Below are 17,247 nucleotides of genomic sequence, written 5' to 3' on the forward strand. Positions count from 1 at the left end.
TCGTCCCGTACAATCAGTGGAATGGGAAGAGAAGGGGGTATTGAATACTTTTAAGCTCTTCCAAAGATACATAGCCTAATTCAGGAAAACCCCTCCCCAAATCACACAACCCATAGGCAATCGTAGGTTCAAAGGGATTTAGCTCACTTAATAGCCGTGGCACTGCCGACAAGGGAAAACAATTTGAACATCGGCGGATGGTCTTCCTACTGTTCTTTGAGCATATCTTTTCCATTCTTAATTATTTTTTCCTGGAGTCCGGCAGGAATAAGTCGCCACATGCAGAATTGTTTTTGTCAGAGGAAATAACTTATTTCTAGCATAGACTAATTTTTTTAAATGAAACTGACAAAATGTATTTTATTAATGAGACATAAACTCGTCTACGACTTTTAATAAAATTACTAAGTATAATCCATTTCATTTATTCTTTTAAATATATTGAAAGTACAAGTCCCTCATAATGTTTTTTGTCTTCTCAACTTTCATGAAAAATTACGTACCCAATCTTATAACGGCACGTCATCGAGTTCTTCCTGATTACTTTAAAGAATCATCTCGAAATAAGGGTAATTCTACTACCTCATCCGGAGGTTTTTTGTGGAATATATTGGCCCTTGCTGTAACGGTAGCAGCTCTTTTCACTTGGGGTACTCATTTAGGATTCAGCTTTTCTCTTTTAGCATTTGCTTTTTTTGTTTCCGACTGGGGAAGGCGTATGTTGGAGCTGAAATTGCAATTTTACTTCACCTCTTCTTTGAAAGCGGGGATTTGGGGGGTGACGTTACTTTTATCAGTACTGACAGGTTTTCAATATAAAGGTCGCATTGATCTGGACAATGAAAAACTGCGATTAGCCGCTGTTGAAAAACAAAAAGCTGAAGCTGAATTTAATCGCAAGGAAACATTGCGGATAGATAGCCTGCGAGGGTATCTATCCCTTGCAGAAGCATCTTTAAAAAAAGGAAGTTACGCTAAGGCAATCAGGCTTTATAATCATTCGGCACGTTTTGCAACAGCCAATGAGTCAGCAGATCAACGTCGACTTCATGAAGGATTGGCCCTCAGTTACGTTCGTATCAAAGCTTACCAATCTGCTATCGAACATTACAACGGTCTAAATTCCTTAAATGATGAACAGATGTATCAGCGAGCTTTGTGTTATCTTCGATTAGGTCGTAAGTCAGAAGCATTATCGGACCTTGCCGGAGCAGCCGAGGCGGGCCATAAAACAGCAGCAAAACTTTATGAGAAGGAGAACCCACTCCTGCGTAGGGTACTTTATTACCAAACTGTATGTTGTGATGGCAGTTATAGCCCCTCAAATGCGAAAGGAAGAGGTGCCTGTTCACATCATGGAGGTGTTTGTGACTGGAATAAACCGATTTATGAAACTTATCGAAAATATGATGTCAGCAGTCTTTGAGATCAGGCCTTTGATTACACAGAGTTTTATGCAGCGACTCCTGCGTCAGCAACCGGTAGAAAACGCAGTTATTGAGTTGAATAACTTACTGGCTACTCAATCAATTTTGACGATAAACTCGACCGATTTGGCGGCGATTGAACAAAGATATGGCTTGTCGTTAAGCCAATTTATGCTCAATCTAGAAGAGTTTTATGCCGTTTATTTTAACTATCAATTAACCAATCAGTTGTTAGGGGGTAATGGCTTGGCGGAACTGAATCATTTGCGGACATTGTTTCAACTTCCCAGTCAATCAGTTGAGATGATACATAATCGTATCGGGGAAGTTGCGTATCGGCAACGGGTAGAGAAAGCCATTGTGTATGGACAAGTAACTGCCGAAGACAAAGCAGCCCTGCTGGAATTGCAGACGGTAACGTCTATTTCTTCCGAGTTAGCTGGAGCTATTTTTGAGAAAGTTTGCCGAGCGCACCTTAATCAGTTAGTGAAGCAACTAAGTATCAATGCTCGAATTACTCCTGATGAAGAGCAACAGCTGCAACGTATCGCTGAGAATTTAGGCATACACTTGAGTGCTGAAGAAGAGCAGGAGATCGAACGTTTTAGGCGGTATTGGGCTGTCGAAAACAAGCCACTGGAATCCATTGAAGTGGCCATTGCTCTCCAAAAGTCTGAAGTATGTTACTTACATGTTGGTAGTGTTCAATGGTACGAAGAACGGGCAACTTCCCGGCGTAATAATTATTATGACCATTACGAATTTAATCGATCTTTTGACCTGCTGGATCTACAATCAAACAGTTTACCTACTCAAAAAGAAACGTTTCCTATACTCAAACGTATTAACATTGGCGAGCTTTATCTAACTAATAAACGGCTTATTTTCGAAGGACCAGAGAAAGTTACATCCGTCAAGTTGAGTACTGTCAATACTACTAAGGTTTATAAGCAGGGTATTTCATTAAACAAATTAACCGGTAAAGATATGCTGTTACTTATGAGTCATGACGCTGATATTTTAACTCTGCTCATGCAACAACTGCAATAAAATCACTGATTTCATCAATTGTTCAAAACCCTTCTAAAGGGACTTTCTCCTAGTACTGCAAGGGTCTTCCATAAACAACCTAGGCCGTATTCCCGACCTTTCTTCACGGTGTTTCGTGCAGGCCGGGTGATTCCCCTCGACCTTGGTCGCCCCTGCGTTTGCTCCCCACCCTCGGCGAGAGCCAAGGTTGCATCTGTGCAACCTATTCTAAAAGGGTATAATTATGCCTCATACGTCTAGTTGGCGAGAACCGTGACCCTAAACAGCCACGAAAATATTTCTTCGACAACATTTGTCTATGAATAAACCATAAATTACTTCTGCATATTTATGTATGTTCTAAACCCATCTCTCTAAATTATAACATCTGAGAGATGGGTTTAGAAGTGATCCAGCCAAATTTTATGACTCTACAGTTACAGTTGGCTTGGTTTTTTCTTTTTCTTAAGCGTTAAAGGAATACAAAGGTTTGGAGGGCAGCAATTGTCTCCTGGAAGAATAATAACCGGACAGCATCCTTCTACCGGACAAAGAGCATTGGAAGCTGTAAACGTGTACGTCCCCGTTTCACCAAACAATACTTCATTGCCCGAGGCCACGGCACCCTGAGTTCCCTGCTTAAACCATTGGACATTATTATATTTATCTGAAACCTTCACTTGTACTTTTTCTCCAGTACAAAGCTTTATCGGAACCGTAAAACATTGTCTATCCAAATCATCTTCTTCCTCTTTACCGTTACCGGGCGTAGAATCGATATCATGCTCATTGGTTTTTGTAATTTCAGCAGTATTAAAATGAACCCCTTCTTGTATCGCCTTCACACGATATGAGAGTGTTACGGTATCGCCACCGGCCGCAATCGTTCCAATAGTCCATTTAATTACATTACCACTAACTGTAGTAGTTCCTCGGTTGGTTAATAAGCTATTTATACCTAAAGCTACTGTGGAAGCCAATGAATCTGTCACTTCTACTCCCGTTGCGGTGTTGGCGCTTTCGTTCCAAACTTTAATCGTATAAGTTAGTGAATCTCCTAACTGAACTATTCTCTTATCAATCATTTTTTTCAATGCCAAATCTACGGGTGCATCACAATTCTGAGCATTTACAGTCACCGCAACCCGCTGGCTTACCGCATTTATTGAACAATTAGAGTCAGAGCTTCGGGCTTGTACATAAAATATTTTAGTAGTAGCTACCGTTCCAGACGGCTTATAAGATAAGCCCGAAAACAAAAGGGTGCCACCAGAAGGTTGGTCAAACCATTCAGCTACTGCGGCACCGACAATTGTAGTTTTCAAGGTAGGGAAAGTGTCTCCAATACAAGCCGTTAGACTTTGAGAAATAACGGTAGGAATAATGGGAATACAATTACAATTTGGTCCCGACACGAGGGTATCATAGACACAAACATTGCTTAAGCTATCTGTGATTTTAAGCACAGTTTGATTAGGAATTCCTATCACTGTAAAAGGATTAGATCCAGAAAGTGTTCCTGCACTTACTTTTACGGTGCCGGTTTGTCCAGTGATAGTGAACGTTAGAGAAAAAGAAGCATTATCTGCTGAGCAAAGAGGACTCCCTACAAGTGCTATGGTGGGCTTAGGGCAAGGGATTTCACAATTTTTTACCGTCACCAAAACTGTATCGCTACAACCATTAAGGGTATAAATAAATTGGTAGGTACCAACAGATGTCAGTCCAGTCACTTGGCCATTGTTAGTAACGGCTACTCCCGCAGGAGCTCCCAAAACACTCCAGCTTCCATTGATAGGAGTCGCAGATAACTGCGCTGTTCCAGTACTGGTACACACCTCTCCATTGACAGGCGACACAATGGATGCAACGGGCTTCTCTCTTCTAATGACCGCTGCAGTATCGGCACAAGTTTGCCCCCCCAACGTCACCGAATAAATAAAATAGTAAGTACCATTGACGCTAAGGCCTGTTATGTTTCCAGCATTGTCAATAGTGGCATTGGCTGGATTTCCTGCTTGAGCAGTCCACACCCCGCTTGGGGTCACCGCCGTCAATTTCGCCGTTGTTTCGGGCTGACAAATAGCTACGTCCGCTCCAGCATTCGGCTTTACACATCCTGTACAGGGCTCTACCACTACCGCAATTGTATCATTACATCCATTGACGGTATAAATAAAACGATAGGTTCCAGCCACTGTCATGCCACTTATTTCTCCCAGATTGGTAATGGTTGCCACGGAGGGGTTTGAAGAGTGCCCCGACCAAGTGCCCCCTTCTGGACTAAAGCCCGTCAGTACGGTGCTTGATTGTAACAAACCAGTGACCGGATTGGAACATGCAAGTGTTTTGTCACTTCCGGCATTAGGTGGAGAAGTGATCGTTATGGTATGACTAGCTGTGTTGCTACAATTTGTTGCTTGATCAGTATATTCATAACTGAAAGTCAATGAGGCTAGTCCCGAATTTGCATTCAAAGTCAAAATATTACCATTGATACTAACAGCTCCCGCTGGCAGCCCCACAGGCAAGCTATAACTACCTCCTATGGGCAACGCCGTAAAATTAGTTGGTAACGCATTACCACAAATGGTCGTTGGGTCCGAAATAGTTACCGTGGGTCGAGGCACAATATATACTAAACCACTGTCTACACGAGAGCAATTGCCATCATTTTGGGTAAAATAAATATAAAAGCTTACGGGAGCGCTTACTCCAAGAGCTGTCAATGCTGCGGAAGAATTTAAAGTAGCTCCATTTCCAGTATCTGTTATACCAGGTCCGCTCCAAGTCCCAGTCACTCCACTAGGATCAGTATAGGTAGAGGTTTGATTGATACATAATGTATCAGTGGCTATATTGATTTTCGTTCCTCCATTATTGATTGTAACTGATTTTGAAGCCGTTGCCGAACAATTTGTGGTTGGATCTGTATAAGTATAATCGAATTCTAAGCTAGATAATGCTGCTGCGGCAGAAATCGTAAGTACATTGCCTGATACAGTTACTCCCGCTGGTAAGCCGCTACTGAAACTTCCTCCACTAGGGGTAGCGGTATAACTTACTGGCAACTCCGTTGAACAAACAATGGTAGGACCTGTGATAGCCACATTGACACTATTTCGGGTGATACTTACGGTATCCGTACAACCCTCTCCCGCAGAGAGAACAAACAAATAAGTGCCATCAACCGTCAACCCCGTCACTTGACCAGCAGCATTGATGGAAGCTACCGCAGGGGAGGTTCCTAATTGACTCCAAGTTTGTCCTACTGCTGCTGTACTTAAGTTTGCACTTGTAGCAGGTGCACAAATTTTTAAATTTTGGCCCGCATTAGGTTTAACGCAGCTTGGAAATCCAAAATCATAGGTATAATTATTCTCTCCCGCATTCCCAATCGTAAAGTGAATTGTAGGCAATCCACCTTCCACAAACGCGTCACTATTGACGGATGTTGCACCAGAATTAGGACTCCCCGAAGTCTCTCCATTGGCGGGAGAAACTACCGTCAGAGTCAGCCCACTGACCGAAGGGTCGCTTCCTAATGATGTCACTTTCAAACAATAAGCTGTATTATAGTTCAATGTCAAGCCATAGATAGTACTTGAAGTAGAAGTTCCAGAAGCTGAAGAAAAATAATAATTTCCGTTGGCGTCGGTTATAGCAGTAGCCACTGCCGAGCCTGTACAATTTTCGTAAAGAGCGACCGTTACACCTGCCAAAGGCGGCTCTTGAGGGTCTTGAATTCCATCACCGTCTTCATCTTTCCACACCCGATTCCCTATTTGAATCGGTGCTTCACTGCCCGCAGTCTCCAAATCTCCCAACCCATTTGCTTTCCCAAATCCACCAGCGAAAATTTGGTAAGCTTTCGAATTTACGCCTGTGGTATTGTTAAATTTGCGTATACCTCCCGTAAACGCATCAATTGGATCAAGAGCCGTAGAAATAACCTCTCCCGAACCAGGCCATATCGCAATTCCCCCTTGGGCTGATTCGTGGTGAAATGCATAGTTGTCATTGTAATATTCTCCACCACCTATTCCATCTCCATTGTTGGCAGAGGCTGTTGTGATTCCCCCTGAAGTCCCATTATTTTCGATTACGTACCCCCCACTTCCATCAGGAGCAGCCCTAAGAATATCTCCACCCGTTGAGACTACATCATAAAAACCACCTCCTAGAGGACTATAATTACCATTTCCAACTTGGTTGCCCCAACGGTCGGTAAAACCTAGAATCATCGATCCCTCCACATCAAATTCGATATCACTTAGCATAGGAGTAGGGCGAACTAGGTCATTACCTGCATTGTTACTACACACGGTTGTACCTACAGGAGGGAATGTATAATCATTTGTCCAAGGATACCAGCCCGTGTATTGGGCACATGCACCAAGGGTTAAAGCAATCCCTTTGGTATAGTTTAGAGGAAATTGGAGTACATTCGCAAATGCCTGTGTAGCTGGGTCAAAACGTAAGACAGTTGCACTCAAATCATTTGTGTTTTGGGAGGTAGAAGCATCACACACGATACCAACGTAAAGCTGTCCTCGGTAATATTTTAACCCAAAAGGGCGACTTGTGCCTCCTGTACATGGTAAAGTAATAGGCCAACTCTTAACATCGGAAGCCGTCGGAACAGTAGCGGGGTTGTTATCACTATCTAAAGTCACAGCAACCAAGCGTGGATTGACTTCATTCACGACCACAATCCACAATGTTTTATTATCCGTAGAAATATCAATATCACCTATTCCCAATTTTCCTACCTTATCATAAGCTATGCTATCTTGACTGGGCGTAGAAGTACCTCCAGTGATTCCTCGAGTGGCATTATCAGGGATAGTACCAACATCTATTCCCAAATTATATAAATTGAATAATATAGACGGATTTCCATTGTTAGGGTCTAGGCTGAAAATATTTCCTAAACCATTGTCTGGGTTACTGTTATTGAGTAGGATAGTATGCCTTTTCAAAAATGCAGCTGTATATATTTCTTGTTTTTGGCGATTATAGGCCAACCCCCATACCGTTCCTAATTGATTTAAATTAGCTAGTGCTTGTGGGTTTTGAGCAGAGCCTCCAAACATTTGAGGCTTTCCTTCTTCTGTATAGGCCCATTTAACAAATACTTTTTCATTGCTAGCCTGCACCTCATTTCCCGTTACATAACAAGGCGTAAAAAGCGTGGGAGGACTGCCATTGCTATAATGATCGGGATAATTAATACCTAAATCTACGCCTGTCAAACCTCCTACTGGAACATCCACAAATCGGATGCTAGATTGACTACTTCCTCCAATAGCACCGTCAAAATCTTTGCTTTGAAATCCAGTAAACTCAACGCGATATTTACCAGCACTTCCTATAGCGAGTGAGTAACTACCATTTACAGCTGTAGTTGTACTTACTTGTGTTCCGGTACTGTTAAAAGCAGTGACGGTAACTCCCCCTACACTGGGCTCATAAAAAACCGTAGTACTGTCTTTGACACCATTAGCATTCAGGTCTCGAAAAACAAGACCACTTATCTGAGCCTCCGCATACTCAGGAATCAGTTGGCATAGAAACAATGTAATACTGTAGAGCCATGTAAAATGTTTCATATTTATTATTTAGATTAATGAACAGTAATAGATAATAAAGCGAAGTTTAGATAGACAAAAAAGCCTGTTAAAAGAATTCAACTTTGTGTCCTTAGACGTCACTAAATTTTTACTTACAAAATTGATACAGGCAAAAAGAAGACAGGGATAACTTGCAAAAAGAAGGGGACTAATGACCAAATCTCGTTAAATATCAAGAAATTTTACTCCATAAAATGCTTGGCATACTCATGTAGCAAACTTTATGCCAAATCACAAATATAAACTCGTACCTCAATCTTCCTATTATTTAGAAGAACTTAAATATGGTATTAAAATTTATCTTCTCAATGAAGCTATAAAATCAGTGTTCATATATTATATACTCTACTTCCTATCCCAAATAGATCAAAATCTAAAACAACACAAATACGAATTTTTATTCTCCAAATACTCCACACATCACAAACAAATAACGACATAAGTAAGCACATGAGAATCAAAAACAATCTCAATTCTCTCACAATTAACAATTCAAGTTTGATAGCAACAAAATCAAATCTTAATATACAAGTTCAGAAAAATCACATCAACCATTTTCATCACTCATTTACAAGTCATATCCACATAATTTCAAAGTAAGAACCACCCTATATATTCACAATTTTCTTTATGAAATTTGTTTGTATTTTTGAATACAAATCCCACAAAGCATAGTACCTATTGATTGTTTATTCATCAATATAAAATCAAAAATAGCTTGTAAACACATCTCTCTGTAGGGAGTTTGTACTTAAAGTCACAGAGGTTTAATAAAGATAGATACACATTTTTAGCAAGATAAATTTTCAAAATTTATATATGTCTATTAACACAAATAAACTTGTATATATATATACATTATATATTAACTTATAACATATGTAAATTGTCCACTTTTTTTTGCTACTTAGCCCCTTCTTATCATTTAGTAGACTTATCCTTTAGGAATATTTCCTTATACTTGCTAGGTAATTTTATATACTTTTTTGTAGTGTGTAATAAATTTCCCAATCTCGGATTTAAGTGTTTCAAATGTTCCCCAATGCCTATTAGTTATTGGCTTTAATGAACAATAAAGCTAAATTTTGCCAAATAAGGGCTTAAAGCCATGTATATTGTATGCATCTATATTTATCATCAAAAATTCTACTAGTTGCAAATAACGCTTCAGATATTACAGACATAAAGGAAACATTAACCGATTTTGGATACAAAGACATTTTACTGGCAATTGGTGAACACGAGGCCTTAGCAATTTTATCAAATACTAAACTCTCACTAATCATTACAAGCCTATTTTTGGGTGAAAGAATATGCCTTAATTTATTAAAAACAATAATAGACTCTGGCCTGCCAGCGATTGTTATTGCCTCCTCCTATGAATCGCTAAACTATCCTTCAATTATCGACAATGAAAGAATTGCGTATTTAGTAAATCCTATTCATAAATTAACTTTTAAAACTCTAGTTAGGCTTTTTCTCAGCAAATCTAATCCTGATAAAAGCATATTCATTACAGGCAACCATAACGAACAAATCAGCTTAAACCTGAATGAAATTTTATTTTTAGAAGCAGAGCGAAATTACTGTACTATTTATACGTCTCGCTGGCTCAATTCATCATACTTAAGATTTACCATCAAAGTCTCTCTAGTTAAACTAACCGAAAAATTAGACTCTCGTTTTGTCCGCGTTCACCATTCTTACATTGTTAATCTCAATTACGTAAAAAGCTTTTCTTCTAATCATATCCACATTGACAACTACACCCTCCCTTTAAGTAGAACTTACAAGAAAAAACTATATAGCTTACTAAATAGCTTACAAAGCAAACATAGTTAATATTATCCCCCTTTTATTGCAACATATCCCTAGCTTTCTTTAGTAGCACAAAATTTGCTTATTGAAGTACTTATTAAAAATAAGCAATTACAATATGAGCACACTATCTCCATGGGATTCGCATCTATCTTACATTGATGAGCCATTGGTTGTCATAAGGACTATCAGCCAAATTCAATCCAACCTACACCCTATAATGCATCAAGGGGCTATTTGCATTCATAAACCTCTCTCCAAAACATATTTATTTAAGAATAAAACATATATAACAATTAGCGATATCTTTATAACAAGTCATAAAGACACCTCTTGGAATATAGAGGGAGAAGATACAAATCTAATAACAATATGTGTAAGTCTTGAATGGCTGAAGAGTAAATTATCGTCTTCACATTTTAACGAAATAGAAAGAAAACTAGAATTTGATTTAATAACCACTAAGTTTGACTTTTCCACAAAAGAAACTCAAACTCTTCAAAGTATTGCCTTACTTAAAAGTGAAATTAAAAATAGTTACTTTATTACGCCTATCATTTTACATTTTTTGAAAAATTTATGCATTGAATCAAAAAACCCTTCACAAGAATCCCCAAAAAGTGATCTACAATTAGTCGCCAATTTACATAAAAAATATATCACAAATTTTTGTCTAAAAATGCCTTCTATTGAGAGTCTAGCCAAAGAAGTAGGATTTAGCGCTTCTAAATTAAAGAAAATGTTCAGAGATATTTACGGAAAATCTATCTATCAATCCTACATGGAAAACCGTCTTGCCAATGCTCTCAAAATGCTGGAGGAAGGGTATAATGTAAAAAGTGTGGCTAGCCAAGTGGGTTATACTCAGCCCATTAAATTCATAAAGGCTTTTCAGCGTCAGTATGGAGTAACCCCTGGTAAAGTAAAAAAATAAAAGCTGTACTTTTGTTTGTATAGGTTGAAGTTGCACACTATTGGCTGGAAAGTTTGTTGATGCAACTACTAGAACACTTGCTCAGTATAAGCCATGTACTCAACTTGTTACTTTAAATCTCACTTTTTTACTCATCAACGACTTATTTCGTTCATTATCTCAGGCAATCATACAATTGCCTGAGATAATGTTATGCCACTTCTTGTGAAGCATAGCGGGAGGAACCCTAAAAAGATACCCATATCCTAAGGTTTTCGAAGGCTTACCGCCTGCGTGATGCGTTTCCACAGCTTAGCTGGATTGAAATTGTGTACCGAGCTGGCTACTATGACCAAATGCACATGATCCACGACTTCAAGGTCTTTGCGGGGGTAAATCCTTCCGTTATCGAGCAACAGCTTTTGTTCACTCCCTTACGGTTTCAGAAAGATATAGGCTGTTAAAATATCGATTCTATACTATGCAAGCGGCGTAGGTGTGACCTACATTTGCTACAAAAAGATTATGACAGCATTATCTTATTATGGCCGTTATCTATGGCTACTGTTTTCAAGCATTTCTTTTATTTGCAATAGTTCCTTCGCGCAGCCCTATGAAGGCCTACTGGAATTGAAAAGGCAACGGGCTCGAGTTTATTTCAGTTCAGAGGCCGAGGCCAAAGCTGGAAGACCTATGCCAACCCGCGTGCGGTGTATGGTATTCCTCATTTTATCAATGCCCAAACGTTGGTTGTAGCATCAGAAAATAATGACTTTTGGAACAGCGGTAATCAAGCTGTGCTAGTTCGACTGATCTAGCACTACACAACCAACTCCAACAACACCTCCCTTCTCCCCCTCTTTCCGTCAGTTCCATATCTGCTGACTCGAAGGGTGGTTATGAGCCAAAATCAGCGTATTCCTCCATCATTTTTATGCATTGGGGTAAAAACAAGGCTCAGTTGTAAGCCAAACGAACTTTATCACTTGCTTCATAGGCAAACATTCACATCAAGTGGATATTCTTTTTCATTCAAGATGAGTACTTACTGACAAGAAACAGAAGCCATGACTTATCAAACCTATTTGTTAGCCCAACTCCCAGTAGTGTCTATTTCCTGAGAAGCTGAATTATAAAATCTAAAAAAACTTGAAGTTTTTTTAGGGATTTTAGGTTTATCTGGAACTTTAGTGAAAATTTAACAAAATAAAATCCTAAATGCAGAAGGTAGAGTTGACAGACGACTCATTGGTAAGTTTGCTTAAAAACAATGACACTAAGGCGTTTGAGATAATCTATCGCCGATACTGGCATCAGTTATACGGGTTTGTGTATCAGCAAACTGGGTCAAAGGAGGAAGCAGAAGAAATACTACAAGAGCTAATGCTGAGTCTTTGGCAAAACAGGGCACAGTCGAGAATTCAGAATTTAAGTGCTTTTCTCTTTATTGCCGCCAGAAATCTGACCAACCGTTATTTTAGAAAAAAAATTAATCTGCGTAAATACAGAGAATACCAATTGTTGCATGAGGTTTTTGAAAATATTGATATAGATCACATTTTCAACGAGAATCAGTTATCGGAAGCAATTGAGAAAGTACTTAGTCAATTACCTGAAAAGACAGCCACTATCTTTAGGATGAATAAAATAAATGAATTGTCAGTAAAGGTCATTGCAGCGCAAATGGGACTAAGCGATAAAGCGGTAGAATATCATATTACGAAATCGCTGAAAATGGTACGTCAGCGCCTGAATGAATTTGTTTGCGATAACTGAAATTTTGAACTAATTGGAAAGATGACCAGACAGGAGTTTGACATACTTGCGGAAAAATATATTGCTGGAGAGTGTACACCGGAAGAAGCTGCATTACTTGAAAGATGGGCTGCGCTGCATTATAAACGGCATAACGAGTCCCCGTTTTTTAAGGAAAGTCAAGAGGTGGCCAATAATGAAACTAGAATATGGGCTGGAATACAGGCAGAAATAGGAAGCGAAAAAGAAAAACCAGTTCGCCCCATATGGTTAGTTTGGTCCAGTATTGCGGCTTGTCTGTTGATGGTATTGGGAGGGGGATGGTATTTTTTCTATAAAGAGTCATTTAGAAAAATATCAGAATCTTCTCCTGTGGGGATTGAAAGCAAAAACACCACACTTTCACATCAGTTAATCATACTTCCAGATAGTAGCCTTGTTACGTTAGAAGCAGGCGCATCAATAGTTGCCAGTGAAAACTATGGAAAACAGACACGTGTTGTGTACTTAACAGGGGAGGCGTTTTTTGAGGTAAGACCAAACCCACAATTACCATTCCTCGTATATACAGGAGAGTTAATTACAGAGGTGCTGGGAACAAGCTTTCGGATTAAACCGGAAGAAAAGCTAAAAACGATTGAAGTGTCTGTAACAACAGGAAAAGTATCCATTTATACAGGTAATGACCGATTGGAAAAGAAACGAAATGGTGTCATTGCCACTGCTAATCAAAAAGTAGTCTTTGACACAGAATTACAAACGATACGGCAGGGATTGGTCGATATCCCTAAAATCATAGCACTCCCACCAACAAAATCCCCATTTTTATTTGATGATACGCCAGTAGAGGATATTCTAGCATTGATGCAAAAGGTATACGGAGTAGAAATTATGGTGGGCAATCCCACACTTAAAAAATGTGTCTTTACTGGAGATTTAAACGGGCTAGACTTGTATGAACAACTAGACTATATGTGCGAAGTGTTGCGTGTGACTTACGAAATCAGAGGCACAAGTATTTTTATTTCTGGTAGTGGGTGTGGATAATTTTTCTATGAATTTGACGATTAATCATATGCATTAATTTAATTGTAATGATATAAAAAGCCGGCAATGCGCCAACATTGCCGGCTAGTATTGTGCTACTCAAACATCTATTTGAGCTTCATTTCTGGCTGGTATCCAGAAATGAATGGCACTTGTTTTCAGAGCTCTTTCACCCTTAAAACAATGCTAAATTATGAACAAAAAATTACAGATTCCATTTTGGGTTTGGAAAATTATGAAACTATCTATCCCGCAGTTTATTTTACTTTTCGTTTGTTGCATGACTGCCTGTGCCATTCATAGCAACGGACAAAATATTCTGGACAAACCTATTTCTATTCAGGCAGAGAATACTCACTTTAAAGGAATACTTACCCGGATAGAAGAACAGGCACATGTCCGTTTTATGTATAGTTCTAACGCAATAGATGTACAACAGCGGATAAATGTACAGGTTAGAAACAAAAGGCTTGAGGAGGTTCTTAAAGAACTTCTCCCTCCCCTTTCGATAGAATACTCCATATCAGGAAAGAGAATTTTATTGAGAAAGGTAGCAACAAAACAGAAAATAGAAAGTGATTTAGTCGCTCCCATCACCCATCAACAACAAGATGCTGCCAATATTGAGCGAACCATCAAAGGAAGGGTAAAAGATGAAAAAGGAGTTGGCTTGCCCGGAGTAACGGTCTTAGTAAAAGGAACCCTACGAGGATCAATTACGGATTCAAATGGAGGCTTTTCGATAGAAATTCCTGAACAAAATACCATATTGGTATTGTCTTTTGTAGGGTATTTAACTCAAGAGGTGGCGGTAGAAAACCAAACTGTTTTGGAAATATCGCTAAAGATAGACGAAAAAGCCTTGGAAGAAGTAGTAGTGGTAGGATACGGAACAACAAAGCGCAAGGATTTTACAGGATCTGTAGGGTCACTTAATCTAGAGAATTCTCCCATTGCTATGGCTCCCAATATTAATGTACTCGAAGCCCTGAAAGGAAGCATTGCGGGACTGAATATAGGAGCTGTTAATGCCGCTGGCGGAGAACCCGGGATGCTGATTCGTGGCCAGAATTCTATTAATGGCTCAAATACTCCACTGATTGTGTTGGATGGAGTCATTTACATGGGCAGCCTGAGTAGTATCAATCCTAATGACATTGCCACAATAGATGTACTGAAAGATGCTACATCGGCGGCGGCTTATGGTTCTCGGTCGGCCAATGGTGTCATTGCCATTACAACTAAACGCGGGCGCACCGGCAAACCCGTCATTAGTTTCAACACCTCTCTTGGTTTTCAGAAATGGCAAAATCGCCCCGAAATGCTGCGTGGAGACGACTGGATAAAAATGGTAAATGACCGCAATAAATATGCGGCAGGCTCTACCAATTGGATGCGACCCGGCGAAGTAGCTAATCGAGAAGCAGGCCATGAAACGGTCTGGCTTGATGAAGTCAGTCGTACGGGTATCATGCAAAATTATCAAACGGCCATTTCCGGCGCCACCGAAACAATCAATTATTATCTTTCCACTTCATTTGATGATAATAATAGTATTGTAGTAGGCGATAAATTCAATCGTATTGCCTTACTAGGCAAGCTCAAAGCCAATGTGACTAAATGGCTGGAAGTGGGAGTAGACGCCGGTTTTGCCAAACGCGATTATTTTGGAGGTGCTGCCAGTTTGAGTGCTGCCCAAATGATGTCTCCCTATGGCGTCATGTATAGAGACGACCAGGGAAATCTGGAGAAATATCCCTACACAGAATCAGCAATCAACCCTTTGTGGGGGGTAAATGACGGCACACGCAACCGAGAGGAGGTTCGTCATGACTATCGTCTGAATTCACATGCCTTAATCAAGATACCTGGGGTACAAGGCTTGACTTATCGAATAAACTACCTGCTCAACCAAGATAAAGTTTATTATGGAGACTTCTTTTACGAAAATTACTTTGTAGCAGAGGGCAGCGGCCTCACCCGATATGCGCCTACTACTATTCAGGGTTTTTTGGTCAATGCGAATGGAAGCATAGAGACGCGAACCACAAACAGTTATGTGTTGGACAACATTGTGAATTATGACAGGTTGTTTGGCAAGCATGCCTTCAACGCCACTTTAGTAGCAACAAGAGACCAACTCAAATACGAACAACAGACTTCGACAGGTAGTGATTTTGCTGCCAACGGAAATACAGCACTTGGTATTCGGGGATTACACAAAGCAACGGTACAACGGCTGGATATTAACGGATACGAACGGGCAAACGTAGGTTATATGGGTCGGATTAACTACGCCTTTGATCATAAATACTTTTTTACGGGTTCTTATAGACGGGACGGGGCTTCGGTATTTGGGGTCGATAACAAATGGGCGCAGTTTTGGGCAGCAGGAGTAGCATGGCGCATCACCAAAGAGCCTTTTTTACAGTCCTTTCAAGGTTTAGATGATTTGAAAATTAAATTTTCTTGGGGTCAGAATGGTAATCAGGGAATAGGACCCTATACTACGCTATCGACGGTATCCAACGGCGCAAGTGGCGGAATACGCTATGAATTTTCTAATACCCCCGGAAGAATCTACTACGGGCTTTCCCAAAACTCCCTTGGAAATTCTTTTTTGGGTTGGGAAACTACTTCTTCTTGGAATGTAGGTTTTGAATCTGTTTGGTTAAAGAACCGGCTGTTTGTCGATGTAGATATGTATGTTGGAAAAACAACTGACCAGATTTTTACCCGTAACATTCCCGTCATGACAGGGTTTAGTACAATGATAGCGTCAATGGGACAGGTAAACAATAAAGGCATCGAAACTACCGTGAGGTATGTTGGTTTGCAAAAACGGGATTGGAACTGGAGTACGGGGGTAACTTTCTGGAAAAATATCAACAAACTGGTTTCTCTATACGGTGAAGATTTGGACAATGATGGCCGAGAAGATGATGACATCGCCAACAACCTCTTTATTGGTAAATCGTTGGGAGCTATCTATGGCTATGAACAGATTGGAATAGTACAACCGGGCGATACCGAATATATACAATTGACCGGCGCCGCTCCGGGAGCACCTAAATACAGAGATTTGGACGGTAAACCGGGCATTACTGCCAACGACCGAAAAGTGTTGGGATTCGAAAAAGAAAATTTCCGGCTAAACCTAAGTAACACAATCAGTTACAAAAACCTTAACCTGTATGTGATGATAACAGGCACTTTCGGAGGAAATAATCTCTTTCTACGGTCTAATACCCAGGCCTATATGACCAGCGGAACCAACCGCCCCTATGATAACACCCATTATATTCCGTACTGGACTCCCGAAAATCAAAGCAACGAATATCCATCGGCTACCTTCGCTGGTGATGGTCGTTTCTTAGGACTGCAAAACCGAACATTTGTGCGAGTGCAAGACGTATCATTGTCCTATACGTTTGCCCAAGCATTTCTCAGCAAGGTAAAGTTGGGTTCATTGAAAGTCTTTACAACAGCCAAGAATCTGGCCACTTTTACTAAATGGGTGGGCGGAGACCCTGAAGTCGGCTCGAGAATGCGAGAAAACGGCCTGCCGGTAGCTTCGACTTATTCGTTAGGACTGAACTTAAATTTTTAGACATCAAAGATTTTA

General features: G+C 40.1%; 10 protein-coding genes. 7 read left to right on the forward strand and 3 right to left on the reverse strand.

Annotated features, from left to right (window positions below):
• Window positions 1-13: 13 nt before the first annotated feature.
• On the reverse strand, window positions 14-235 hold the full coding sequence (locus P1X15_RS32595) for a DUF2958 domain-containing protein (protein WP_409049689.1): 222 nt from the start codon (window positions 233-235) through the stop codon (window positions 14-16).
• Between the two features lie 252 nt (window positions 236-487).
• Between P1X15_RS32595 and P1X15_RS16805 the strand changes: the two genes are divergently transcribed.
• A complete protein-coding gene (locus tag P1X15_RS16805) occupies window positions 488-1,426 on the forward strand; it encodes a hypothetical protein (protein ID WP_277339293.1) in 939 nt (312 codons plus the stop codon).
• The gene (locus P1X15_RS16810; RefSeq protein WP_277339294.1) at window positions 1,389-2,477 is read left to right on the forward strand and encodes a hypothetical protein; all 1,089 of its coding nucleotides are present in this window, start codon (window positions 1,389-1,391) and stop codon (window positions 2,475-2,477) included. The genes P1X15_RS16805 and P1X15_RS16810 overlap by 38 nt, the downstream gene beginning before the upstream one ends.
• A gap of 416 nt (window positions 2,478-2,893) precedes the next feature.
• On the opposite strand, the gene P1X15_RS16815 is transcribed toward P1X15_RS16810, so the two are convergent.
• Complete coding sequence (locus tag P1X15_RS16815) at window positions 2,894-8,068, reverse strand: SdrD B-like domain-containing protein (RefSeq protein WP_277339295.1); 5,175 nt, start codon at window positions 8,066-8,068, stop codon at window positions 2,894-2,896.
• Between the two features lie 1,140 nt (window positions 8,069-9,208).
• On the opposite strand from P1X15_RS16815, the gene P1X15_RS16820 reads away from it, so the two are divergent.
• Both P1X15_RS16820 and P1X15_RS16825 read left to right on the forward strand, forming a co-directional pair.
• A complete protein-coding gene (locus P1X15_RS16820) occupies window positions 9,209-9,931 on the forward strand; it encodes a LytTR family transcriptional regulator DNA-binding domain-containing protein (RefSeq protein WP_277339296.1) in 723 nt (240 codons plus the stop codon).
• Between the two features lie 94 nt (window positions 9,932-10,025).
• A complete protein-coding gene (locus tag P1X15_RS16825; RefSeq protein ID WP_277339297.1) occupies window positions 10,026-10,841 on the forward strand; it encodes an AraC family transcriptional regulator in 816 nt (271 codons plus the stop codon).
• A gap of 159 nt (window positions 10,842-11,000) precedes the next feature.
• Here the strand turns inward: P1X15_RS16825 and P1X15_RS16830 are convergent, their stop codons facing one another.
• Window positions 11,001-11,129: a hypothetical protein gene (locus P1X15_RS16830; RefSeq protein WP_277339298.1), complete on the reverse strand. Its 129-nt coding sequence runs from the start codon at window positions 11,127-11,129 to the stop codon at window positions 11,001-11,003.
• 909 nt (window positions 11,130-12,038) lie between these two features.
• Here P1X15_RS16830 and P1X15_RS16835 point away from each other — a divergent pair.
• The 3 genes from P1X15_RS16835 (at window position 12,039) to P1X15_RS16845 (ending at window position 17,232) form a co-directional block, all read left to right on the forward strand.
• The gene (locus P1X15_RS16835; RefSeq protein WP_277339299.1) at window positions 12,039-12,596 is read left to right on the forward strand and encodes an RNA polymerase sigma factor; all 558 of its coding nucleotides are present in this window, start codon (window positions 12,039-12,041) and stop codon (window positions 12,594-12,596) included.
• A 21-nt stretch (window positions 12,597-12,617) separates the two neighbouring features.
• Window positions 12,618-13,622 (forward strand): FecR family protein, encoded by a 1,005-nt coding sequence (locus P1X15_RS16840; protein ID WP_277339300.1) that lies wholly within the window; start codon window positions 12,618-12,620, stop codon window positions 13,620-13,622.
• A 193-nt stretch (window positions 13,623-13,815) separates the two neighbouring features.
• Complete coding sequence (locus P1X15_RS16845) at window positions 13,816-17,232, forward strand: TonB-dependent receptor (protein WP_277339301.1); 3,417 nt, start codon at window positions 13,816-13,818, stop codon at window positions 17,230-17,232.
• Window positions 17,233-17,247: the final 15 nt, after the last annotated feature.

This window comes from Runella sp. MFBS21, assembly GCF_029433105.1.
Lineage (GTDB): Bacteria > Bacteroidota > Bacteroidia > Cytophagales > Spirosomataceae > Runella.